At 69.2% G+C, this 20,293-nt stretch carries 23 protein-coding genes and 1 tRNA gene; 13 read left to right on the forward strand and 11 right to left on the reverse strand.

All coding sequences use genetic code 11. From position 1 onward, the window contains the following. The first annotated feature begins 37 nt into the window (after nt 1-37). Together G9C83_RS01830 and G9C83_RS01835 are read left to right on the forward strand one after the other, a co-directional pair. On the forward strand, nt 38-1,159 hold the full coding sequence (locus G9C83_RS01830) for an iron ABC transporter permease (protein WP_167244415.1): 1,122 nt from the start codon (nt 38-40) through the stop codon (nt 1,157-1,159). Between the two features lies 1 nt (nt 1,160). After that, nucleotides 1,161-2,015, forward strand: a complete 855-nt coding sequence (locus G9C83_RS01835) for an ABC transporter ATP-binding protein (RefSeq protein WP_167244416.1) — start codon at nt 1,161-1,163, stop codon at nt 2,013-2,015. On the opposite strand, the gene G9C83_RS01840 is transcribed toward G9C83_RS01835, so the two are convergent. Beyond that, nucleotides 2,006-2,230 carry a hypothetical protein gene (locus G9C83_RS01840; RefSeq protein WP_167244417.1) on the reverse strand — a complete coding sequence of 75 codons (225 nt, stop codon included), beginning with the start codon at nt 2,228-2,230 and terminating at the stop codon, nt 2,006-2,008. The genes G9C83_RS01835 and G9C83_RS01840 overlap by 10 nt on opposite strands. 92 nt (nt 2,231-2,322) lie before the next feature. Between G9C83_RS01840 and gnd the strand changes: the two genes are divergently transcribed. Continuing rightward, a complete protein-coding gene (gene gnd / locus G9C83_RS01845; RefSeq protein WP_167244418.1) occupies nt 2,323-3,231 on the forward strand; it encodes a phosphogluconate dehydrogenase (NAD(+)-dependent, decarboxylating) in 909 nt (302 codons plus the stop codon). A 156-nt stretch (nt 3,232-3,387) separates the two neighbouring features. Here gnd and G9C83_RS01850 read toward each other — a convergent pair whose 3' ends face one another. Continuing rightward, on the reverse strand, nt 3,388-3,969 hold the full coding sequence (locus G9C83_RS01850; protein ID WP_167244419.1) for a DJ-1/PfpI family protein: 582 nt from the start codon (nt 3,967-3,969) through the stop codon (nt 3,388-3,390). 93 nt (nt 3,970-4,062) lie between these two features. Here G9C83_RS01850 and G9C83_RS01855 point away from each other — a divergent pair, with 93 nt between their 5' ends. The 3 genes from G9C83_RS01855 (at nt 4,063) to G9C83_RS01865 (ending at nt 6,283) form a co-directional block, all read left to right on the forward strand. Further along, nucleotides 4,063-4,644: a 2Fe-2S iron-sulfur cluster-binding protein gene (locus G9C83_RS01855; protein WP_167244420.1), complete on the forward strand. Its 582-nt coding sequence runs from the start codon at nt 4,063-4,065 to the stop codon at nt 4,642-4,644. A gap of 163 nt (nt 4,645-4,807) precedes the next feature. Next, the gene (locus G9C83_RS01860) at nt 4,808-6,160 is read left to right on the forward strand and encodes an MATE family efflux transporter (RefSeq protein WP_167245666.1); all 1,353 of its coding nucleotides are present in this window, start codon (nt 4,808-4,810) and stop codon (nt 6,158-6,160) included. 50 nt (nt 6,161-6,210) lie between these two features. After that, nucleotides 6,211-6,283 (forward strand) — tRNA-Arg (locus G9C83_RS01865). 533 nt (nt 6,284-6,816) lie between these two features. Here the strand turns inward: G9C83_RS01865 and G9C83_RS01870 are convergent. Next, nucleotides 6,817-7,845: a sodium:calcium antiporter gene (locus G9C83_RS01870; protein ID WP_167244421.1), complete on the reverse strand. Its 1,029-nt coding sequence runs from the start codon at nt 7,843-7,845 to the stop codon at nt 6,817-6,819. Nucleotides 7,846-8,136: 291 nt separating this feature from the next. Here G9C83_RS01870 and G9C83_RS01875 point away from each other — a divergent pair, with 291 nt between their 5' ends. Next, nucleotides 8,137-8,841 (forward strand): SDR family oxidoreductase, encoded by a 705-nt coding sequence (locus tag G9C83_RS01875; RefSeq protein ID WP_167244422.1) that lies wholly within the window; start codon nt 8,137-8,139, stop codon nt 8,839-8,841. Nucleotides 8,842-8,847: 6 nt separating this feature from the next. Here G9C83_RS01875 and G9C83_RS01880 read toward each other — a convergent pair whose 3' ends face one another. Beyond that, the gene (locus tag G9C83_RS01880; RefSeq protein ID WP_167244423.1) at nt 8,848-9,150 is read right to left on the reverse strand and encodes a HalOD1 output domain-containing protein; all 303 of its coding nucleotides are present in this window, start codon (nt 9,148-9,150) and stop codon (nt 8,848-8,850) included. 217 nt (nt 9,151-9,367) lie between these two features. Between G9C83_RS01880 and G9C83_RS01885 the strand changes: the two genes are divergently transcribed. The 3 genes from G9C83_RS01885 to G9C83_RS01895 all read left to right on the forward strand — a co-directional run bounded on the left by G9C83_RS01885 (nt 9,368) and on the right by G9C83_RS01895 (nt 10,922). Further along, nucleotides 9,368-9,721, forward strand: a complete 354-nt coding sequence (locus G9C83_RS01885) for a helix-turn-helix transcriptional regulator (protein WP_167244424.1) — start codon at nt 9,368-9,370, stop codon at nt 9,719-9,721. 105 nt (nt 9,722-9,826) lie between these two features. Continuing rightward, nucleotides 9,827-10,492 (forward strand): helix-turn-helix domain-containing protein, encoded by a 666-nt coding sequence (locus tag G9C83_RS01890; protein ID WP_167244425.1) that lies wholly within the window; start codon nt 9,827-9,829, stop codon nt 10,490-10,492. Between the two features lie 70 nt (nt 10,493-10,562). Continuing rightward, nucleotides 10,563-10,922: a hypothetical protein gene (locus G9C83_RS01895; protein ID WP_167244426.1), complete on the forward strand. Its 360-nt coding sequence runs from the start codon at nt 10,563-10,565 to the stop codon at nt 10,920-10,922. 186 nt (nt 10,923-11,108) lie between these two features. On the opposite strand, the gene G9C83_RS01900 is transcribed toward G9C83_RS01895, so the two are convergent. Continuing rightward, complete coding sequence (locus G9C83_RS01900; RefSeq protein WP_167244427.1) at nt 11,109-14,918, reverse strand: PAS domain S-box protein; 3,810 nt, start codon at nt 14,916-14,918, stop codon at nt 11,109-11,111. Between the two features lie 229 nt (nt 14,919-15,147). Here G9C83_RS01900 and G9C83_RS01905 point away from each other — a divergent pair, with 229 nt between their 5' ends. Continuing rightward, entirely contained in the window at nt 15,148-15,459 is a 312-nt protein-coding gene (locus G9C83_RS01905; protein WP_167244428.1) for a hypothetical protein, read from the forward strand. Nucleotides 15,460-15,608: 149 nt separating this feature from the next. Next, a complete protein-coding gene (locus G9C83_RS01910; protein WP_167244429.1) occupies nt 15,609-16,316 on the forward strand; it encodes a bacterio-opsin activator domain-containing protein in 708 nt (235 codons plus the stop codon). 19 nt (nt 16,317-16,335) lie between these two features. Here the strand turns inward: G9C83_RS01910 and G9C83_RS01915 are convergent, their stop codons facing one another. The 3 genes from G9C83_RS01915 to G9C83_RS01925 all read right to left on the reverse strand — a co-directional run bounded on the left by G9C83_RS01915 (nt 16,336) and on the right by G9C83_RS01925 (nt 17,881). Next, nucleotides 16,336-16,644: a HalOD1 output domain-containing protein gene (locus G9C83_RS01915; RefSeq protein WP_208288399.1), complete on the reverse strand. Its 309-nt coding sequence runs from the start codon at nt 16,642-16,644 to the stop codon at nt 16,336-16,338. A gap of 84 nt (nt 16,645-16,728) precedes the next feature. Beyond that, complete coding sequence (locus tag G9C83_RS01920; protein ID WP_167244430.1) at nt 16,729-17,142, reverse strand: hypothetical protein; 414 nt, start codon at nt 17,140-17,142, stop codon at nt 16,729-16,731. A gap of 46 nt (nt 17,143-17,188) precedes the next feature. Continuing rightward, a complete protein-coding gene (locus G9C83_RS01925; RefSeq protein ID WP_167244431.1) occupies nt 17,189-17,881 on the reverse strand; it encodes a DUF502 domain-containing protein in 693 nt (230 codons plus the stop codon). Between the two features lie 126 nt (nt 17,882-18,007). Here G9C83_RS01925 and G9C83_RS01930 point away from each other — a divergent pair, with 126 nt between their 5' ends. Beyond that, nucleotides 18,008-18,547, forward strand: coding sequence for a hypothetical protein (locus tag G9C83_RS01930; RefSeq protein ID WP_167244432.1), 540 nt, complete (start codon nt 18,008-18,010; stop codon nt 18,545-18,547). Here the strand turns inward: G9C83_RS01930 and corA are convergent. Genes corA through G9C83_RS01945 form a run of 3 tightly spaced genes read right to left on the reverse strand, consistent with a single transcriptional unit; the run spans nt 18,544 to nt 20,193 of the window. Beyond that, on the reverse strand, nt 18,544-19,512 hold the full coding sequence (gene corA, locus G9C83_RS01935; RefSeq protein ID WP_167244433.1) for a magnesium/cobalt transporter CorA: 969 nt from the start codon (nt 19,510-19,512) through the stop codon (nt 18,544-18,546). The two genes, G9C83_RS01930 and corA, sit on opposite strands and share 4 nt — an antisense overlap. Beyond that, nucleotides 19,509-19,670 carry a hypothetical protein gene (locus G9C83_RS01940; protein ID WP_167244434.1) on the reverse strand — a complete coding sequence of 54 codons (162 nt, stop codon included), beginning with the start codon at nt 19,668-19,670 and terminating at the stop codon, nt 19,509-19,511. The genes corA and G9C83_RS01940 overlap by 4 nt, the downstream gene beginning before the upstream one ends. A gap of 46 nt (nt 19,671-19,716) precedes the next feature. Beyond that, nucleotides 19,717-20,193, reverse strand: coding sequence for a deoxyuridine 5'-triphosphate nucleotidohydrolase (locus tag G9C83_RS01945; protein ID WP_167244435.1), 477 nt, complete (start codon nt 20,191-20,193; stop codon nt 19,717-19,719). Nucleotides 20,194-20,293: the final 100 nt, after the last annotated feature.

Raw genomic sequence — 20,293 nt, forward strand, 5'->3', positions numbered from 1 at the left:
TGCGCCGGCCCGCAGCGCCGCCGGGCGACCCACACAGATGTCACGACAGTTCCGCGTTCGGGACCTCCTCCTCCCGAAAATCGACGCGACGCTCGCCGCCATCGCCGCGGCCAGCACCGCCGCCGTCCTCGTCGGCGCGCTCGTCCAGATCCGGTACGGCGCCTACCAGATGCCGTTCGAGACGGTCTGGCGGGCGCTGTTCGACCGCGTGCTCTGGACGAACCCGAAGCTCCTCGCCACCGTCGTCCTCGGCGACGAGACCGCGCGCACGCTCGGCGTGTACGCCGACCTCTCCGCGCTCTCCGACGCCACCGCCGTGGTGTGGACGATCCGCCTGCCGCGGGTCGCCGTCGCCGCCTTCGTCGGCGCGAACCTCGCCATCGCGGGCGCCATCTTCCAGGCCATCACGCGCAACGAACTCGCCAGCCCCTACATCCTCGGCGTCTCCTCCGGCGCCGGGTTCGCCGTCGTCGTCACCATCGTGTTCTCCCTGGGCACGTACCTCCTGCCGCTCGCCGCGGCGATCGGCGGCACCGGCGCGTTCCTGCTCGTGTACGCCGTCGCGTGGCGCAACGGCACTACGCCGGTCCGCCTCGTGCTCGCGGGCGTCGTCGTCGGCACCATCTTCAACAGCCTCCAGACGGGCGTATTCTACTTCATCGACAGCAACGGCTCGATGCGCACCGCCGTCTCCTGGCTCGCCGGCTCCCTCACGGGCGTCGGCTGGTCGGAGTTCCGCCTCGTGCTCGTCCCCACGCTGTTCGTCGTGCCGGCCGTGATGGTCGCCGCGCGCCAACTGGACGTCCTCCTGCTCGGCGAGCGCCGCGCCCGCGCGCTCGGCATGCGCGTCGAGACGATGCGCTTCATGCTGTCGGCGCTGGCCATCCTCGCCACCGCCGCCGCGGTCTCCGTCGGCGGCCTCGTCGGCTTCGTCGGCCTCGTGGTCCCCCACGCCGTCCGCACGTTCGTCGGCAGCGACTACCGGCGGCTGCTCGTGGGCTGCCTGTTCGCCGGTCCCGCGCTCGTGGTCGTGGCGGACGTTGTCGCGCGCCTCGGCCTCGGCGGCGCACAGGTCCCGGTCGGAGTCGTCACCGGCCTCGTCGGCGGGCCGTACTTCCTGCTGTTGCTCCGCCGCACCGAATCGTTCAACGAGTTCTAACATGTCCAAGATCCCACTCCTCAGCACCGACGACGGCGAGTTCACACCCGAAGACCCGATCGACGACGCGGCGCTGTTCGCCACCGAGCTCGAACTGGGGTACGGCGAGCACACGGTCGTGGACTGCGAGGACCTCGTCGTCCCCGAGGGCGAAGTCACCGCGCTGGTCGGCCCGAACGGCTCCGGGAAGTCCACGCTCCTCAAGGGCCTCTCCGCGGAGCTGTCGCCGGACGCCGGCACCGTCCTGCTGCGCGGCCGCCGCGTCCAGGAGCGCTCCCCGAAGGAGCTCGCGACGGAGCTGGGCCTGCTCGACCAGGAGAACGACGCGCCCGGCGGCCTCACCGTCGAGGACCTCGTGACGCACGGCCGCTACCCCCACCGCGGCTTCCTCGACCCCCTGCACGAGGACGACCACGACGCCATCGACCGCGCCGTCGAGCTCGCGGGCGTCGAACACCTCCGCGACACGCCGCTGTCGGAGCTCTCCGGCGGCCAGAAGCAGCTGGCGTTCGTCGCGATGGCGCTCGCCCAGGAGACCGACGTCCTCCTGCTGGACGAGCCGACGACGTACCTCGACCTCCACCACCAGCTGCGGGTGATGGAGACGGTGCGCTCGCTCAACCGAGAGAAGGACGTCACCGTCTGCGTCGTCCTCCACGACCTCCAGCAGGCCGCGCGGTTCGCGGACTACCTCGTCGCGCTCGACGACGGCGCGGTCTACGACTGGGGGCCGCCCGCGGAAGTCGTCACCGAACAGCTCCTCGCGGACGTCTTCGACGTCGACGCCGCCGTCGACTTCCAGCCCGGCGACGACGAACCGCGCATCGTACCGCGGCGCGCGCTCGATCAGGACTGAATCTGTTCGCGCAGCTGTTCGACTTGCCGCTGTAGCTCCGCCCGGGACGGCGGTGTCTCGCCGACGGTCGCACCGACGGCGACCAGTACCGGCACCGCCAGCGCGAGCGCGCCGCCGAGCACGACCAGCCACGCCGGCACCGCGACGTCCAGCGCCAACAGGAGGACCGCGTCGTTCACCAGGACAACCGCGAGGACCACCGGGAGCGTGCGCATACGCCCGCGTTCCGCGCTCACCCCCTGAAGCCTTGTGGTCGCCTGCGGGACCGTACCGCAACCACTACTTGCCGCGCCCGGAAGGTCACGGTATGGAACTCGGCGTTATCGGTCTCGGCCGCATGGGACGCATCGTCGTCGACCGGTGTCTGGACGCCGGCCACGACGTGGTCGCCTTCGACATCGACGCGGACGCCCGCGAGGACGCCGCCGACGCCGGCGCCACGCCCGCCGACTCGATTCCCGACCTCGCGGACGCGCTCGGCGACGAGAAGCGCGTCTGGCTGATGGTGCCGGCGGGCGACCCCGTCGACGCCGCGCTCGACGAACTCGCGCCACACTTAGAGGCCGACGACGTGGTCGTGGACGGCGGGAACAGCCACTTCGAGGACTCGACGCGACGCGCCGACGCCCACGAGTTCGCGTACCTCGACTGCGGCACCTCGGGCGGTCCCGCGGGCGCGGAACTCGGCTTCTCGCTGATGGTCGGCGGCCCCGAGTGGGCGTACGAGGAACTCGTGCCGGTGTTCGACGCCGTCGCCACTGGCCCGGACGGTCACGACCGGATGGGACCGGCGGGCTCCGGCCACTACGTGAAGATGGTCCACAACGGCGTCGAGTACGCGCTCATGCAGGCGTACGGCGAAGGGTTCGAGCTCCTCCACGAGGGCCGCTACGACCTCGACCTCGAAGCCGTCGCGAACACGTGGAACAACGGCGCAGTCATCCGGTCGTGGCTGCTCGAACTCTGCGAGGAGGCCTTCCGCGAGGAGGGCAACGACCTCGGCGACGTCGCGGACCACGTCGCCGGCGGCTCCACGGGCACGTGGACGGTCCAGGAGAGCCTCGAACAGGCGGTCCCGCTCCCGCTCATCTACCAGGCGCTCGCCGAGCGCTTCGACTCCCGCGCCAGCGGCGACGGCGAGGGGCGGTTCGCGCGGCGGCTCGCGAACCGGCTGCGGTACGGGTTCGGGCGGCACGAGGTTGCTCGGAAGGAGTAGCGCGGTTCGGAGGGAGCGAGCGCAGCGAGCGACTGAGAACCGCGGGGATGCGAGCGGGGAGCGCAGCGACCCGCGAGCAGAGTATAGCGGGGGACTGAGAGCAACTACTAGCCGAACGGGAAGCGGAGTGACCCGCGAGCGGCGAGTGGCCTGCGGTCAGTAGCCGGTCTCGTACTCGATTTCTTCGGCCACCTTCTCGGCGACGTCGGCGCCGCACTCGCGTTCGACGACGTGGAGCGCGAGGTCGATGCCCGAGGTGACGCCGCCGGCGGTGAGCACGTCGCCGTCGTCGACGAACCGGTCGTCGCGGACGTCCGCGCCGTACGCTCGGAGGTCGTCTTTCGCGGACTCGTGGGTGGCCGCGGGGCGTCCGTCCAGCAGGCCGCCCTCCGCGGCGATGAGCGCACCCGTGCACACCGTGGCGATGGTCGCGCCGCCGTCGTACAGCGTGGCGAGGCGCTCGGGGAGGGCGCCGTCCTGGACTTCCGCCCACGCGCCGTTCTCGCTGCGGTCGTTCCACCCGCCGCCCGGGACGACCACGAGGTCGGGCGTGCCGATGAGCACGTCGTCGGGCTCGACGCGGAGGCCGTGGCTCGCGGTCACGCGCTCGCTCGGCACGAGCGTCCGCAGGGTCGCGTCCACGTCCGCGCCGAACTCCGCGGCCGTCTGGAACACCTCGTAGGGCGCGACGGCGTCGAGCTCGTCGAACCCCTCGTACAGCAGTATCGCGACGTCCATACCGGGGGTTCGCGGGCTCTCCTCAAAACTCGCCCGGAGCGGGGCCGGTAGGCAATCACAATACTGTTAAGCACCGTCTCCGTACCGCCGGACATGGTGAACACACTGGGGCTGCTGCTCGGCCTCGGGATGGCGCTCACGCTCGTCGGGCTCCACTTCCTGAAGGGCACCGCGAATCCCGCCCCCGAGGACATCGCCAGCGAGGTCCTCGAACAGCGCGCCTCGACGGTTCCGGACACGGACTTCCCGGAGCCGTACAACCGCTCCATCGGCGGAGGCGGCGGCGCCGGCGCGGTCGCGGGCGGCGGCGCGGAGGGCGAGCTCGAAGAAGAGAGCGAGGAAGACGAGGGCTTCGACCCCGAATCCATCCCGGACGACGAGGTCGAGTACTACGAGATCGAGTTCGTCAAGCAGGGCGAGACCATCGAGGTCGCGAACAACGAGAACCTCCTCGAGGCGGGCGAGGACGAGGGCTGGGACCTCCCGTACGCCTGTCGCCAGGGCCAGTGTCTCTCCTGCGGTGGTCGCGTCGCGGACGGCAGCGACTCCGCCGAGTTCGTCCGGCACTCGAACAACGAGACGCTCAGCGACGACGAGATGGAGAAGGGGTACATGCTGACGTGTACCGCGCACCCGACCTCGTCGTTCTCGCTGGAGACCGACGAGACGCCGTAGCCGACCACTCGCTTCTCCCGCGTTCGCCGCAGTACCCGGCAAGCCGCGCGGTTTGCCGGCTCTCCCCGAGCCGGAGTTTTCAAACCGGCCGGCTCCGTGAGCACGAGTAGTGCCCGACACCCGCTCGACGAGCAGCATCACCGAGGGCGACCTCGTCGGCCCGATGATCCGGCTGGCGTGGCCGATGGTCGTCATCCAGCTCCTCCAGGTGGCGTACAACCTCGCGGACACGTTCTGGCTCGGCCGGCTGTCCGGGAACGCCGTCGCCGCCATCAGCCTCGCGTTCCCGCTCGTGTTCTTCCTCATCTCCGTCGGCGGCGGGTTCACGACCGCCGGCTCGATTCTCGTCGCGCAGTACACGGGCGCGGACAGCGAGACCTCCGCGGGGAAGGTCGCCGCGCAGACGATGGGGTTCGTCGTCTCCATCGCCACTGTCCTCGGCGTCGTCGGCCACTTCCTCACGCGGGACATGCTCGCGCTGCTGCCCGCGGACGCCGAGACTGCGGCGGTCGTCGTCCCGATGGCCGCCGACTACATGGAGGTGTTCTTCCTCGGGATGCCCGCGCTGTTCGGGTTCTTCGTGTTCTCCTCGCTGATGCGCGGCTACGGCAACACCCGGACGCCGATGCTCGTGATGTTCGTCAGCGTCGCCATCAACGTCGCCCTCGACCCGTTCCTCATCTTCGGGTGGTGGGTGTTCCCCGAGCTCGGCATCGCGGGCGCCGCCGTCGCCACCATCTTCGCTCGCCTCGTCGCCGCCGCGATGGGCGCGTACGTCCTCTTCTTCACGTCCGCCGGCCCGAGCGTCTCGCTCGCCCAGTTCGTCCCCGACCTCTCGATGGTCTCGAAGATCGTCCGCGTCGGCACGCCCAGCGCCGCCGAACAGTCCACGGTCGCGCTCGCGATGATCACGCTCACGGGGATGGTGGCGTCGTTCGCGCCCGCGGTCGTCGGCGCGTACGGCCTCGGCAACCGCCTCATCTCGCTGGTGTTCCTGCCCGCGATGGGCCTCGGCCGCGCCACCAACACGATGGTCGGCCAGAACCTCGGCGCCCAGCAGGTCGAGCGCGCCGAACAGGCCGTCCGGCTCGCCGCGAAGTCCGCCGCCGGCGTCCTCCTCGTCATCGCGGTCGTCGCCGCCGTCTTCCCGCGGCCCATCGTCGCCGTCTTCCTCAGCCCGGGCACCGAAAACGCCGCCGCGATCGTCGACTACGGCTCCACGTACGTCCGCATCCGCTCCGTCGAGTTCGTGTTCATCGGCGTGCTCCAGGTGCTGCTCGGCGCGTTCCGCGGCGCCGGCAACACCAAGACCGCGATGGCCATCTCGATGGTGACGCTGTGGCTCGGCCGCGTCCCCACCGTCTACTTCTTCGCGTTCGTCCTCGGCTGGGGCGCTACCGGCATCTGGGTCGGCATGGCGTTCGGCAACATCACCGGCGCCATCGTCGCCGCCGCGTGGTTCACGCGCGGCACGTGGAAACGCTCGCTCGTCGACTCGGACGCCGAGGCCGCCTGACCGCCGCGACTCACAACCGTTATACCGTCCCCGCCGCTATCTCACGCCGAGGGCGCGTAGCTCAGCGGACAGAGCACTTGGTTCCGGACCAAGATGTCAGGGGTTCAAATCCCTTCGCGCCCGCTTTTCAGGGACCCGCACCGGACAGCGACGCACCTGTCGCTGTCCGTGCGGTGATGGCGTAAACGGGCGAGGATTTGAACCCTGGAAGTCGCAACCGCGAGCGCAGCGAGCGGTCCGTCTTCCTCCGGTTCAAATCCCTTCGCGCCCGTGTACTTTTTTACTTCGTCGGGTTTCCTCGGTCGCTGCGCTCCCTGCGGGAACCACTCCTCGCAAAAATCTACGCTAAAAACGTCCTCGCACTCGCTTCGCTCGTGCGAATGCTAACCCCAGAGTCGAGACCACGAGGGAGCGAGCTCGGCTGCGGTATTCGGGTCCCGTCACAGGCTATTACTGGTCGCCGTCGCCTCGTAGCCGGTTTCTGAACCGAAAACAGACAGAATTCTGGTGGGCGCGTCGCTGAAGAGGCCGTCCGCTCTGTCCCAGTTCCCCGTCATTACGGCCGGCGGCGGCGAGTAGCGGTTCGGAGACACGTGACCGGAGGTCGCCCCCGTTCGCAGTCGTCTCGGCCTGCTGCGTCGCGGTAGACGCCGCCCTCACGTGAATATGAGCACGACCCCGGACAGATAGATGAGGAAGATCAGATAGCTCTCCGTTCCGACGTCCGTCCCCAGGTCCTCGGTCTCCCGCCGGATCAACATGATCATCAGAACGCTGCTCATGAGGATGGCTATCCCGGTCAGAAACGGCACTGCGGGACTCACGTCCCTGTAGATCGGGGCTGCCGAGTAGGCGAGGTCGCCGAGCGCGATCATGAGCGTGTCGAACACGTTTCCCCCGATGATGTCCCCGATCGCTAGCGATACCGCGCCCCGCTTGACGGCGGAAACGGCCGTGACCAGTTCGGGGATCGAGGAGGCGATGGCCATCCCCGTCATCCCCACGAGCATCGGCGAAGTCCCGGTCTCTACGACCAGCCGCTGTCCACTGTACGAGATCAACCACCCCGCCCCGCCCATGAGCCCGGCGACCAGGAGATACTCTCCGGGAAGGCCGAGTGACAGGACCGAGCCGCGACGGGTACGCTCTGACTCGGGCCGAGTGTCCTGCTGAGTGGCCTGTCCAGCTAACCGGCGGGCGTACCACTTCGGTTCGACTTCGGACGTCTGAATCATCCGAAACCCGAGGACCACGGCGACGACGAGAGCGTACGACGCCGGGTGGAGACCGAAGAGGGTGAACGCGTCGGGGACCAGCATGGCCAGTAACGCGAGTGTCAACAGGACCAGCAGGATCGCCAGTTGCATGAGACTCGCGGACGCCGTCACCTCTTCGCTGAGCGGTCCGCGTCGCATCACGACGTCCGCAACGGCGATGAACACGGTCTGCGCTGCGATTCCGCCGACCGCATTGCTCACCGACAACGTCGCTTGGCCACCGAGAGCGGTGTCGAACGAAATGATGAGGCCGGGCAACGAGGTACTCGCTCCCAGGAGGATCATCCCTCCGAGCGACTGTCCGATGCCGAGGGCTCCGGCGAGGTCCTCCGCGAGGCGGCTGAGTCGGGGACCGGTAACTACGATGACCGTGGCCCCCAGCACGAAGAGCGCGATCTCCGCCCACATGGCCCGTCTCTACGCATTCGGAAAGTGAAGACAAAAATCCTCGCGTGCCTGACTGAATAGCGACGGCGCGGGAGGGGACACCGGGGAGTGTCTACTGCGACGAGACCGTCAGGTGGACCACCGGACCTCGTATTCGAGCATCCGTCGTCAGTCACGGTTCGTCGCGATCCCGGCGGGTTTCTGGGTTTCGTCACCGGCCGGTCGCGATGCGAGAATCCGCGGTGTCCCAGCGCCACGGCCTCCAGCGGTAGCCGGGCGCGTTTTTATGAATCCGGCCGTGGTACCGGTCGCATGGCCGACACGAAGGTGGCGATAGTGATGGCGGCGGGGAGCGGCATCGGGGAGGCGTGCGCGCGGCGACTACATGACGAGGGATACACGCCGGTGTTGCTGTCGCGGTCTGGGAGCGCCGTCGAGGTGGCCGACGAACTCGGGGGCGACGGCTTCGAGGGCTCCGTGACGGACCCCGACGACCTGGCGGCGCTCGTGGAGACGACGTACGAGCGCTACGGCCGCATCGACGCCGTCGTGAACAACACGGGCCACCCGGCGTCCGGCGACCTCCTCGACATCTCGGATGAGGAGTGGCACGAGGGCCTGGACCTCGTGCTGTTGAACGTCGTGCGGATGGCCCGCCTCGTCACGCCCCTCATGGTCGAGCAGGGCAGCGGCGCCATCGTGAATATCTCCACGTTCTCGGCGTTCGAGCCCTCGGCCGCGTTCCCCGTGTCGTCGGTGCTCCGCGCCGGCCTCGGGAGCTTCACGAAGCTCTACGCCGACGAGCACGCGGCCGAGGGCGTCCGGATGAACTCGGTGCAGCCCGGGTTCGTCGACAGCTACGACGTCGACGAGGAGACGCGAGCCCGCATCCCGATGGGCCGGCCGGCGCGCACCGACGAGATCGCGGACGCGGTCGCGTACCTCCTCTCGCCCGCCGCGAGCTACGTCACCGGCCAGAACATCCGCGTCGACGGCGGGCTCACGGCGTCCGTGTAGTCCGGGCTACGCCCCGTCCGCCGCGGCGTCGTCCTCGCCGTCGCGCTCGGTCACGCCCTCTCCGCGTTTTGCGGTGACGGTGACCGTGTCGCCGTCGACGCGGACGTGGTAGCCGCCGGCTGTGAACTCGACGGCGACGGCCGCGCCGTCCGTGACGAGCGCGTTCAGCGCTTCCGGGTCGACGTGCTCGCTCAGTGGCGGATCCAGCACGCCCGCGACGTCCCGTGGCTCCCCGTACTCGAAGACGGCGATGGATTCGGTGACGGCGACGCTCGCGGTGACGGCGGACCAGTCGTACTGCTGTCGCACTCCCTGGAACCCCACATCCATGGCGATCCCTAGTGAATTATGATTCACTTCGCGGAAAAAAGCCACTGGCCGAATCGGACGGTCGGTCGTGAGTCGGAGTCCGCGGCCGCCCGTTTCGAGGAGTGGGACTCCGATGCGGTCGACGCATCGGCCACAAATATTTTATACCACATTAATGTGTTGACGAAATGACGGGATAAGCTGAAACCGTGTAACTATGTCCGCGAACTCAAACACGTGCGAAAATTCGGGGGAGGAGCGGTCGCTGAACGCCGTCTTCTCGGCCCTGAGCCACCCGGTTCGCCGCCACGTCCTCGCGACGATTCACGACCCTCCAACCCAGGCGAGTGGTGAGTTCCGACCGGAGGACTTCGTTCGGCGCGACGGCCCGCGCGAGCGACCCGTGCTCGAACTGTACCACAACCACCTGCCGCGGCTCGACTCGGCGGGGTTCGTCGACTGGGACGACGAGACGAACACCGTCACGCGCGGCCCCCGCTACGCGGAGATCGAGTCCGTCCTCTCCGTGCTCCAGGCCAACAGCGACGCGCTCCCCGGCGACTGGCCGTAGCCGGGACGGGGCTCCCGCTCCGACCGGGCTTCGCCCCGCTCACGATTCTCCGGCGACCGGCCCGGCCGCCCGTCGAGCTTTCGGGATGCGACCCCTTCTAGGCGTATGAGTATCGTCACCGAATTCACCATCCCGGCGTCGTCGTTCGCGCTCGGGCGGACGTTCGAGGCCGTCCCGGACGTGACCGTCGAGGTCGAGCGGCTGGCGACCCACAGCCGCGAGTGGGTGATGCCGTTCGTCTGGGTGACCGGCGACGACCTCGACGCCGCGGAGGCGGCGCTCCGCGCGGACCCGACCGTCGAGAGCCTGCAGCGCCTGGACGCCCGCGACGGCGTCGCGGAGTTCGGCGTCGAGTGGAGCGAGGACGTCCAGGCGCTGGTCGATCAGATCGTCGACCAGCACGGCATCGTCCAGGAGGCGGAGGCCGCCGACGGGACGTGGTTCCTGGAACTCCGGTTCACCGACCAGGAGGCGGTCGGGGAGTTCCGCGCGTACTTCCACGACCGCGACTACGGCTTCGAACTGCAGCGCCTCTACGAGGGGCTGCCGCCGAAGGAGCGCGAGTACGACCTGACCGCCGAACAGTACGAGGTGCTCGTCGCGGCCCTCGAAGCCGGCTACTTCGACGTGCCCCGCGAGGCGGCGGGAAGCGACCTCGCCGCGGAACTGGATATCTCGACGAACGCCGTCTCTCAACGGCTGCGCCGGGCGACCCGGAACCTCACGCGGAACACGCTCGCGGTCTCGACGGACTCGGAGCACGAGGAGTGACGCCGCCCCCACGTAAGGACCCTCGAAATCAAAGCACGGGGTGTTTGCTCGTCACTCGCCTCGGGGACGTATGAGCAATCAGGAGGGGGACGCGACGGAACGCACTGACTCGCTCCCCCGCGACGACGTCTACGCCCTCCTCGCGAGCGAGCGGCGGCGGTACGTGCTCTCGGTGCTCCGCGAGCACGAGTCGCTGTCGCTGCCGGACCTCGCCGACGAGGTCGCGCTCCGCGAACACGACGCCCCGCTCCCCCAGGTTCCCGAGGACGCGGTCTTGCAGGTCTACCTCTCGCTGTGGCACGTTCACGTCCCCAAACTCACTGACGCCGACGTCGTCGCCTACGACCAGGACCGGGACATCGTCACCCTCGCCGAACACGCTCAGGCCGTCGAACAGTTCGCGCTCGCGGACGCCGACCAGTCGACGTAGCGTCCGTCCGGCTACTGCGTGCTGCGGCGGCCCGAGACGGACGCGACCTCGAGTTCGTCCCACGTCCGCTCGAACGCGGCGAGGCTGACGACTCCCTCACCGCCGTCCCCCTGCCGGCCTGTGGGGTCGGCGGCGTCGTACGTCGGCTCGTGACGGATGCGGTTAGCGTCGGCGGCCCCTGCGGGGTCAGGCCGGCGAGGCGAACACCGCGTCGAAGATCTTCCGCTCGGCCTTCCGGAGGTGCTGGTGGAACGTCGGTGGCGCGACGCCGATCGACTCCGCGACCTCCTCGCCGGTCGCCTCCCGCGGCCACTCGAAGAAGCCCGCGTGGTGGGCGACTTCGAGGGCGGTGCGCTGGCGGTCGGTGAGCTCCGAGAGCGCGCGCTGGGCGCGCTCGGAGCCGCCCCGCTCGCGGCTCATCTGCCGGCGCCGGAGCATCTCGGCGTCGGGGTAGGCGTCCTCGACGGCGTCGATGACCCGGCGGACGTCGGCGGTCGGCGCCAGGTGAATCGTCAGCCGCAGGTCGGCGTCCTCGATGACCGCGTTGTCGATGTAGCCGCCCAAGGACGCCACCACTGAGAGCACCGGCGGGTCGGTCGTCCGGAGCTCGAAGGTCGCCGGGTCCTCGTCGTCCGTCTCGACGGCGACGTCATCCCAGTACGGGACCGCGTCGACGAGCGCGTGAAGTGTGTCTACGGCGTCCGGGGTGGCCGTTCCGTAGACGAGGAACTCCCCGCCGCCGACGGCGACGGTGTCGTCGAGGGTGATCGTTCCGTTCGAGCTCTCGGAGGCGCCGAACGCCGCGAACACGTCCTCGATCTGGAAGTCGAGTTCGACGAGCTCGTCGCTCATCAGCGCGCGCTTGCGCTCGGTCGCCGCGATGCTGTGCCCGACGATCTCGCCGAGCTGCGTGATCACGTCCAGCTCGGCCCCCGTGAACGCGTCGGGGCGCGCGGCGTAGACGTTCAACACGCCGTACGTCGTCCCCTCGTGGACGACGGGAATCGCGGCCGACGACCGGAAGTCGTACTCCTCGACGGCCGACTCCCAGGGGCCGTGGCGGCCTTCCGTGCGGACGTCGTTCGTGACGTCGACCTCGCCGGTGCGGAGCGCGCGGCCGGTGGGGCCCTCGCTGCGTTCGTCGGCTGGGTCCACCGAGATGGTGACGTCGTCGAGGTAATCCTCCACGCCGGCCTCCGCCCGGAGGTTCACGGTCTGCGTGTTGGTGTCGACGTCGCCGATCCACGCGAACTGGTAGGAGTCGGTGGCGGCGAGGCGCTCGCAGACGGTTTCCTCGATCTCCTCGCGCGTGGACTGTTCGATGACCGCGCCCGTGATGTCCCGAACGACCTCGTTGAGGCTGTTCAACGCCGCCAGCTGCTCGCGCTGGTGGACCAGCTCCTGCTCGTAGTCGTGCTGTTCGATCGCGGCCGCGAGGACGTTCGCGATAGCCTGGACGAACGTCGCGTCGTGGTCGGCGAACTCCCCCCGGTCCGTGTCGTGGGTGCCCAGAATTCCCCAGGGGTCGTCCGTGGGTCCGATGATAGTGCTGATGCCGCTCTCGACGTCGTGGTTCCCCAGCAGGTCGGGACCGCTGAACCGCGGCTCCGTGTCGAGGTCCTCGACGATGACTGGCTCCTCGGTCTCCAGCGTGTACGCGGCCTGCGAGTCGGCTTCGACCGCCGACACGGTCGCTTCCCCGACGATGTCGTCCTGCCAGCCGACGCCCTGCCGGAGCAGTAGCTCTTCGCTGGCTTCGTCGAGGTCCATCACCTTGCAGTAGTCCGTGTCCAGCGTCTCGGTGACGAGCTCGGCGGCTTCCGCGAACAGGTCGTCCAGTTCCACGCCGCCGAGCGCCTTCCGCCCGATTTCGGCCACCGCCTCCTGCTGGCGCACCCGATTCTCGAGCTCGCGCTCGTTCTCCACGCGCTCGGTGACGTCCTGGGACATCCCCATCGCCGCGAACACGTCGCCGTTCTCGTCGCGGACCGGAACGAAGTGGAACTGGTAGACGCGGTCGCCGACGGAGTCCGCGAACTCCGAGGGCTCGCCGTCCAGCGCCGCCTCGTACCCCGGCACGACCACGTCGGCGAGCTCCTCGGACAGCACGTCCGGGAGGTAGCCGCCCTCGAAGTCCTCTCGGGTCTTGTCGGTGTGCCCCTCGGGCGTCCCGCCGAACGTGGTGTAGTGGAGGTCCCGATCGACGAGCGCGACTGCACCGTTCGGGAAGTGCTCGGCGACCGTCTCGAAGCGCTGCTCGCGCCGGCGGAGCTCCCGTTCGCGTTCCTTTCGCTCCGTGACGTCCCGGATGATGCCCGTGAAGTAGCGCTCGCCGGCGTGCTCGTACTCGCTGAACGAGACCGACAGCGGGACCTCGTCGCCGTCGGCGGTGACGCCGGGCAGCTCCACGTGGTCCCAGTCGAGCCTGCGCTCGCCGGTCTCCATGTACCGCGTGATGCCCTCGCGGTGGGCGTCCGCGAGCCGGTCGGGCATGAGCGTCGTGAGCGGCTCGCCGACCAGGTCCTCGGGCTCGTAGCCGAACACGTCCTCCACCGCCGGGTTCACGCTCCGGATGCAGTCGTCCTCGCCGATGGTGACGACGGCGTCCGAGGCCGTCTCGGTGACCGTCCGGTACTGTTCGAGCGTGCGCTCGCGCTCCTTCCGGTCGGTGATGTCCCGGACGTACACCGACAGGCCGGTCTCCGAGGGGTACTCCCTGATCTCCACCCACCTGCCGAGTATCTCCGAGTAGAACTCGAACTCCACGGACTCCTGGCTCGCGAGCGCGCGCTCGGTCAGCTCCCGCGGCTCGCCCTCGGCGACCTCCGGGAGTGCGTCCCAGACCCGTGACTGGAGGAGCTCCCCGACGGGCCGCCCGACCAGCTCGGCGGCGCGGTCGTTGACGTACGTGACGCGCCACTCCTCGTCGAGCGCGAAGAACGCCTCGTCGATGCGCGTGAACACGTCGTCCAGCTCGTGCCGGAGGTCGTCGCGCTGGCGTTCGAGACGCTGCTCGCGGGCCTTCCGCTCGCTGACGTCCCGACCGATGCCCGTGAAGCCGATGACGTCGTCGCTCTCGTCGACGATCGGGCCGCCCCTGAACTCGTAGGGAATCTCTTCGCCGTCCTTGGTCACCAGCGGTAACTCTACCGTCACCCGCTCGCGGTCCTCGACGACCGTCTGGATGTCCTCGGCGGTCTCCTCGCGCGCGCGCTCGGCGACGAAGTCGCTGGCCTCCATCGACGCTAGCTCCTCGTCGGTGTAGCCGGTGACCTCCCTGAAGCGGTCGTTCCACCGCAGCAACGTCGCGTCCGTGTCGAAGGCGTACATCACGTCGAGCTGGGTGTCCAGGAGGCTCTCGACGAACGCTTGCTCCTCTTCGAGCTCTCGTTCGTACTCGCGGCGGTCGGTCATGTCGCGGGTGACCTTCGCGAACCCGACGAGGTCGCCGTCGTCGTCGCGGATGGCGGTGATGGTGACGTTCGCCCAGAACGTCGAGCCGTCAGCGCGGACGCGCCAGCCCTCGTCCTGTACCGACCCCTCCTCGGCGGCCCGCTCCAGATTCCGCTCGGGGACGTCCTGCTCGCGGTCCTCGTCCGTGTAGAACGCCGAGAAGTGCTCGCCGACGATTTCGTCCTCGCCGTAGCCCTTGATGCGCTCGGCGCCGGGGTTCCACGTCTGGACGTACCCCTCGTCGTCGAGCATGAAGATGGCGTACTCCTCGGTCGCGTCCACCAGCGACCGGAACCGTTGTTCCCACTGTTCGTCCTCGGGCGCGCCCGCTCCGGCGATGGTCCGCCACCAGACACGGGCGTTCGCGCCGACTTTCTTCGTCTCCAGGCGGTCGGCCTCGACCAGTCGTTCGAGGCGGGCGTACGTCGTCCGCCGCCCGAGGCCGAGGTGCTCGGCGACCTCCGGGGTCGTCCGCGGCTCCGCTGACCCCTCGAAGACCGTCAGCGTCTCCCGGAGACTCTCCGTCAACGGTCGCTGTTCCATACTCCCGGTTCGCGCTCGCGCCTTCTCAACGTTCCGTCGATGGAAACGAACGCGCGGTCTACTCGCGTCGTAACGGCGTCTGCAACGTGTAACAACCTCGTCGCCACTCCTCGTCACGTTGCCCGCACCGGCTCGAAACGCTCGGCCAAACGACCCTCATCAGTTCTAGGACGGTCTTAGGGTGACGTGGTGCGTTCCAGGAAGTACAGCAGTGCCCGACCAACTAACCATGTCTCAGACAACCCCCACCGTCACGGCGACGAGCCCGAGCACCGACGACCTGACCGACACCGAACGCCACCGCCTCCTCCAGTCCGAGCGCCGCCGCGTCGCCGTCGACGTCCTCGCCGAACGGTCGGCGCCCGTCGAGCTGTCGGCGCTGGCGACCGCGATTGCCGCCCGCGAGGACGGCCGCGACCCCGGCGACGAGGCGGCCGTCGAGCGCATCGAACTCACCCTCCACCACTCTCACCTCCCGAAGCTGGCCTCGTTCGACGTGGTCGACTACGACCCCGACACGGGTCTCGTCACGCGGCACTAGCCGCTGCGGTCCGGCGCGCTCGCGCGAGCCCCGTTGTGCGCTGCCCCGCCGCGGACGCCACCCCGTTCGACCCCACGCTGTCGGCGCGCGTCGGCCATCACTGCCAGTAGATTCATCAGCCAACGCCGAATACTGGGAGACGATACCACATGACAGAAAGCCGGTCAATCGAGCGGGCGGACGCCATCTGCGAGGTCGAATTCGCCCTCCAGGACCCGGCGTACCCGTTCGTGGAACTCAGCGAGTCGGGCGACTGCACGCTCGAACTCGCGGAGATGGTTCCTCGCTCGGGCGGCCAGTACGCGGAGTTCTTCAACGTCACGGGCGCGGAACCGGAACACGTCGCCGAAGTGATGGCGGACACCGACGCCGTCGACGTGACCCTCCTCGCGGAGTACGAGCACAGCCGGCTGTTCGAGTTCGTCGTCTCCGGCGGCTGTCCGGCCCGCCGGCTCGCGGAGCTCGGCGCGCTCCCGAGCACGGTGCGCGGCGACGACGGCGACGGCCGCATCGTCGCAGCGATCCCCGAATCCCGCGACGCGGCCGACGTCGTCGGCACGTTCCTCGACGAGCACCCCGACGCCGAGCTCGTCTCCAAGCGCGAGACGGACGCCGTCCAGCCGCTCGCCTCGCGCTCGGCGGTCTACCAGATGCTGCAGTCGCTGCTGACCGACAGGCAGCGCGAGGTCCTCGAAACCGCCTTCGAGGTCGGGTACTACGACTGGCCGCGCGAGGCGACCGGCGAGGACGTCGCGGCGGAACTCGGCATCAGCTCGGCGACGTTCGCCGAGCACATCCGGGCCGCCGAACACAACCTCCTCACGGTGTTCGTCGGCGGCCGCGGATTCGACTTCTAGAGCGCCGCCCGGGGGGCGACTACGAGCCGTCTACGGGGGAGACGACCGTGCGGCCGTCCGCGTGGACCGTCACGTCGCAGCCGTTGAAGCGGAAGGAGACGCGGCCGGACGGCCCGGCGCGGCCGCCGGACGGCTCGAACACGGTGTCGAGGGCCTCGGTGTCGACGACGTCGTAGAGCGGTTGCATGCTGAGTGGGTCGTCGCCCGTCGCCTCCGCGACGGCTTCGACGACCGTTCGGACGGCCGACTCGTCCGGGTCTCGGGTCGCAGTTACAGTGTTCCCGTCGGCGCCCGTCTCGTTCATCGAGCGGTTGTTGTACCCTGGCATGAAATCACGTGCGACCGCACGTACCAGTACCGTATCCCGGACGAGGGTTAGTTCACGTCCCTACCGTACGAGGTCCGACCCGACTCAGGCCGCCTCGTCGTGGACCGCCTCGATCGCGGTCACCACCGGCTCGACGGGGTCCTCGTGGTCGAGCGCGACGAAGACGCCCTCGTCGCCGAAGTAGACGCGGACGAGCGTGAACACGTCGAGGCTGGTCGCGTGGTAGCGGACGTCGCTGGCGAGCGGGAACAGCCCGTCCGTGAAGAAGTCGGTCTCGGTGAAGTCGATGTGGACGTAGGAGTGGATCTCCTCGAAGTGTTCGAGCATGTGCGCCTCGTCGTCGTAGAACGAGCGCGTGACGTCGTCGACGTAGACGGGCCTGAACTCCTCGTCGGTGAACTCGACGAACGACCGCAGGGTACCGTCGACGGCGTCCTCGGCGGCGGCTCGCATGGCTTCGACGTCCAGCGACGTGAGTCCCGAATTCGAGACCGACATGTTCCGACTTCGACTTGACTACTACTGTGGCATTAGCGTTGCGCCGCTACGTACCGTCCTCGCTGCCGTAGTCGGCGCCGACAGGCGGCAGCCCGCTGTCGTCGAATTCGAGGACCGCGTCGCCGTTGCCGGAGCCGTCCGCCATCCCCGTGGTCATCAGGATGCGGATGGCCGCGCGCACGCTCAGGTCCGCGTCGTAGACGCGGCTCTCCGGCACGAGCAACAGCGCGCCCTGCGTGGGGTTCGGGCTGCCGGGGACGAACACGTTGTGCGCGGGCTCGCCCGCGACGTCCTCGACGTCGCTCGGGCTGTTCCCGGTCTTCAGGCCGAGCCGGTAGAGCCCGTCGCGCTCGTACTCGACGTACACCGCGGACTCGAAGTCCGAGCTCCGCGAGGAGACGGAGTTCGCCATCTGCTTGATGCTCCCGTAGATGGTGCGGAACACGGGAACGAAGTTGACGAGCCGGCCGGTCCGGCCGAAGACGTGCTGGCCGAGCGGGCGCTTCGCGAACGCGCCCAGTAGGGTGACCGAGACCAGCAACACCACGGCGGCGACGAGCTGCGCGAGCAGTTCGTTGTTCGCGGTGTACGTCGCGAGCCGCGTGCTCTCGACGATGGGCTGTAGCTGGCCGGCCAGCAGGTCGGAGACGAAGCGGAGGATGACGAGCGTCGCGAGCAGCGGCGCGACGAGTACCACGCCCGCCAGAAAGCTGCTCTTCAGTGACTCCTTGAGCCGCATACAGCGAAGGGGTACGCGGCGGAGAAAAGTGTGGTGGTGGTCGGGGGCGTTCGCTGCAGAGCTGTCACTCGCGAGAACACACGTCAACGTTTATGTTGGTGGAATAAGATGACAGAACGAGTACTAATGCGAAGGGAGGGGGGACACGGCGACACGGACCACGTTCTCGTCACCGGAACAGCCGTCACGCCCGCAGACGCGGCCGTCGAACCGGCGTCGAACGTGCTCGGAGTCGCCTACGACACCACAGCCGAAGCGTGGCTGGCGGGCGTCCAGCCCGGACCGGACCGCGTCGCCGTCGTGAGTGTCGGGGAGCACTCGCGGACGGCCGCCGAGGCGGCCAGCCCGAACGCCGACCCGGACGCCGTGGCGACGATGGCGGGTGCGGTGGAGACGGTCCCGGACGTCGGCGACGCCGCCGCCGTCGGCACACTCGTCAACAACTACCTGTCCGTGTGGGACGGCGAAACGACGGTGTACGTCGACGACGTCTCGCCGTTACTCGAGTGTGTGTCCGCGGAGGCGGCGTTCCGGTTCCTACACGCGCTGCAGTCGTGTGCGGCCGCCAACGACGCCCGGCTCGTCGCCGGCCTCGACACCGCTGGCCACCCGCCGCACGTCGCGGCGACGTTCGGCGAGCTGTTCGGAGACGTCCGCGAGGTCTAGAGCCAGTCCTCGCGGCGGAAGTACGCCACAAGTATCAGCGCCATCGCGCCCATTCCAATCATTACTGCGGGGTAGCTGTACGGCCACGCGAGCTCGGGCATGTACTCGAAGTTCATGCCGTAGACGCCCGCGACGAACGTCAGCGGGAGGATGATGGTGGCCACGACGGTGAGCTTCTTCATCGCGTCGTTGGTCGACATCGACAGCGCGTTCAGGTAGATGTCCCGGGCGCCGCCCGTCAGGTCGCGGTACGTCTCCACGAGGTCGACGAGCTGGACGAGGTGGTCGTAGACGTCGCGGTAGTACTTCTCGGCGTCCGCGCCGATCTGCTCGGGGTCGCCGCGCGCGAGCACGCCGACGGCCTCCCGGGTCGGCCACAGCAGCCGCCGCACGGACAGCAGGTCGCGGCGGAGGTCGTTGATGCGTTCGAGGACGTCGTCGCCGGCGGCGTCGACGACCTCGTCCTCGACGGCCTCGATGTCGTCCTCGATGTCGTCCAGAATCGCGAAGTAGTCGTCGACGATGCCGTCCAGACACCGGTACGCGGTGAAGGCCGGGCCGCGCGAGGCGAGCCGCGGCTCCTCGCGGTGGACGCGCTCCCAGACGGCGTCGAGGGCGTCGACGCGCTCGGGCTCGACGGTCACGAGCCAGTCGTCGCCGACGAACAGTCCCGCCTGCTCGACGCGGAGTTCGTCGGCGAACGCGACGTCGCCGCGGCGCAGCGTCGCCGCCTTCACGAGTACGAACGTGTGCCCGTCGAACTCCTCGACCTTCGGGCGGACGCCCCCGAGCACGTCCTCGACTTCGAGCGGGTGGATGTCGTAGGCGTCCGCGACGTCGTCTAACTCCTCGGCCGTCGGGTCGGTGACGCGCACCCACGTCGTGCCGTCGGCGTCCCGCGCCGCGGCGGCGTCGGTCCACTCCGCGTACCCGTCGGCCGCGTACACCACGCAGTCGACGGTCACGCCGCGGCACCCCCGGTCGTGATGCTCAACAGCGTGATGCCGACGATGAGCGCGGTGATGCTGAACGCGCGTCCCGGGTACGGGGCGGCGACGCCGGCGACGTAGCCCGCGAGCCCGGCGGCGCTGACCCCGACGGCGACCGCTCGCAGCCAGTGCATGCCCGAGTGCTCGCGGGCGGACACCAAAAGTGGGGGCCCCGTGGGGCTACTCGACGCGCTCGCCCTGGTAGCTGCCGTCGTAGGTGTCGGCGTGCTCGGCCTCGGCGAACACGAGCTGGGCGACGCGCGCGCCGCGTTCGAGTTCGACGTCGTGGTGGACCTGCAGTAGTCCCTCGCCCTTCCCCGTGTAGCCGGCGTCCCAGACGGCGGTGTTGAGCATGCAGGAGTTGCGCATCAGCGACGACCGCGGGTAGAGGAAGCCGACGTGGTCCTCGGGGATGGAGATGGTCTCGGCGTACTGGAGGATGTAGCCGCCAGCCGGCAGGGAGAACGTCTCCGCGTCGTCGCGGGCGTCGGGCTGGACCGGCTGGCGGTCGCCGATGGTCTTGCCCTCCCGCCCGATGCGTCCGCGCTCGCGCTGTTCGAGGACGGCCTCGACGGTGAGGTCGACGCCGTTCGGCTGGACCTGCTCCTCGGCGACCGGTTCGACGTGTTCGGCGACGAACGCCCCGCTCTGGTACATCGCGTGGGGCGTCGCGCTCGCCCGGTAACGGTCTGTCGGTTCCGCGCTCGCGGGCCCGTTCCGCCGCCGGACACGCCCGCGGACTCGCACGCGCTAGTCG

Origin of the sequence: Halobacterium sp. R2-5 (assembly GCF_011734195.1) — an archaeon.
In the GTDB taxonomy this organism is placed as follows: Archaea; Halobacteriota; Halobacteria; order Halobacteriales; family Halobacteriaceae; genus Halobacterium.

Excerpts from the sequence above, each read along its gene's own strand:
- G9C83_RS01830 (WP_167244415.1), top strand. The coding sequence starts at position 38 with ATGTCACGACAGTTCCGCGTTCGGGACCTCCTCCTCCCGAAAATCGAC.
- G9C83_RS01835 (WP_167244416.1), top strand. The coding sequence starts at position 1,161 with ATGTCCAAGATCCCACTCCTCAGCACCGACGACGGCGAGTTCACACCC.
- G9C83_RS01840 (WP_167244417.1), bottom strand. The coding sequence starts at position 2,230 with ATGCGCACGCTCCCGGTGGTCCTCGCGGTTGTCCTGGTGAACGACGCG.
- gnd (WP_167244418.1), top strand. The coding sequence starts at position 2,323 with ATGGAACTCGGCGTTATCGGTCTCGGCCGCATGGGACGCATCGTCGTC.
- G9C83_RS01850 (WP_167244419.1), bottom strand. The coding sequence starts at position 3,969 with ATGGACGTCGCGATACTGCTGTACGAGGGGTTCGACGAGCTCGACGCC.
- G9C83_RS01855 (WP_167244420.1), top strand. The coding sequence starts at position 4,063 with ATGGTGAACACACTGGGGCTGCTGCTCGGCCTCGGGATGGCGCTCACG.
- G9C83_RS01860 (WP_167245666.1), top strand. The coding sequence starts at position 4,808 with ATGATCCGGCTGGCGTGGCCGATGGTCGTCATCCAGCTCCTCCAGGTG.
- G9C83_RS01870 (WP_167244421.1), bottom strand. The coding sequence starts at position 7,845 with ATGTGGGCGGAGATCGCGCTCTTCGTGCTGGGGGCCACGGTCATCGTA.
- G9C83_RS01875 (WP_167244422.1), top strand. The coding sequence starts at position 8,137 with ATGGCCGACACGAAGGTGGCGATAGTGATGGCGGCGGGGAGCGGCATC.
- G9C83_RS01885 (WP_167244424.1), top strand. The coding sequence starts at position 9,368 with ATGTCCGCGAACTCAAACACGTGCGAAAATTCGGGGGAGGAGCGGTCG.
- G9C83_RS01890 (WP_167244425.1), top strand. The coding sequence starts at position 9,827 with ATGAGTATCGTCACCGAATTCACCATCCCGGCGTCGTCGTTCGCGCTC.
- G9C83_RS01895 (WP_167244426.1), top strand. The coding sequence starts at position 10,563 with ATGAGCAATCAGGAGGGGGACGCGACGGAACGCACTGACTCGCTCCCC.
- G9C83_RS01900 (WP_167244427.1), bottom strand. The coding sequence starts at position 14,918 with ATGGAACAGCGACCGTTGACGGAGAGTCTCCGGGAGACGCTGACGGTC.
- G9C83_RS01905 (WP_167244428.1), top strand. The coding sequence starts at position 15,148 with ATGTCTCAGACAACCCCCACCGTCACGGCGACGAGCCCGAGCACCGAC.
- G9C83_RS01910 (WP_167244429.1), top strand. The coding sequence starts at position 15,609 with ATGACAGAAAGCCGGTCAATCGAGCGGGCGGACGCCATCTGCGAGGTC.
- G9C83_RS01915 (WP_208288399.1), bottom strand. The coding sequence starts at position 16,644 with ATGCCAGGGTACAACAACCGCTCGATGAACGAGACGGGCGCCGACGGG.
- G9C83_RS01920 (WP_167244430.1), bottom strand. The coding sequence starts at position 17,142 with ATGTCGGTCTCGAATTCGGGACTCACGTCGCTGGACGTCGAAGCCATG.
- G9C83_RS01925 (WP_167244431.1), bottom strand. The coding sequence starts at position 17,881 with ATGCGGCTCAAGGAGTCACTGAAGAGCAGCTTTCTGGCGGGCGTGGTA.
- G9C83_RS01930 (WP_167244432.1), top strand. The coding sequence starts at position 18,008 with ATGCGAAGGGAGGGGGGACACGGCGACACGGACCACGTTCTCGTCACC.
- G9C83_RS01940 (WP_167244434.1), bottom strand. The coding sequence starts at position 19,670 with ATGCACTGGCTGCGAGCGGTCGCCGTCGGGGTCAGCGCCGCCGGGCTC.
- G9C83_RS01945 (WP_167244435.1), bottom strand. The coding sequence starts at position 20,193 with ATGTACCAGAGCGGGGCGTTCGTCGCCGAACACGTCGAACCGGTCGCC.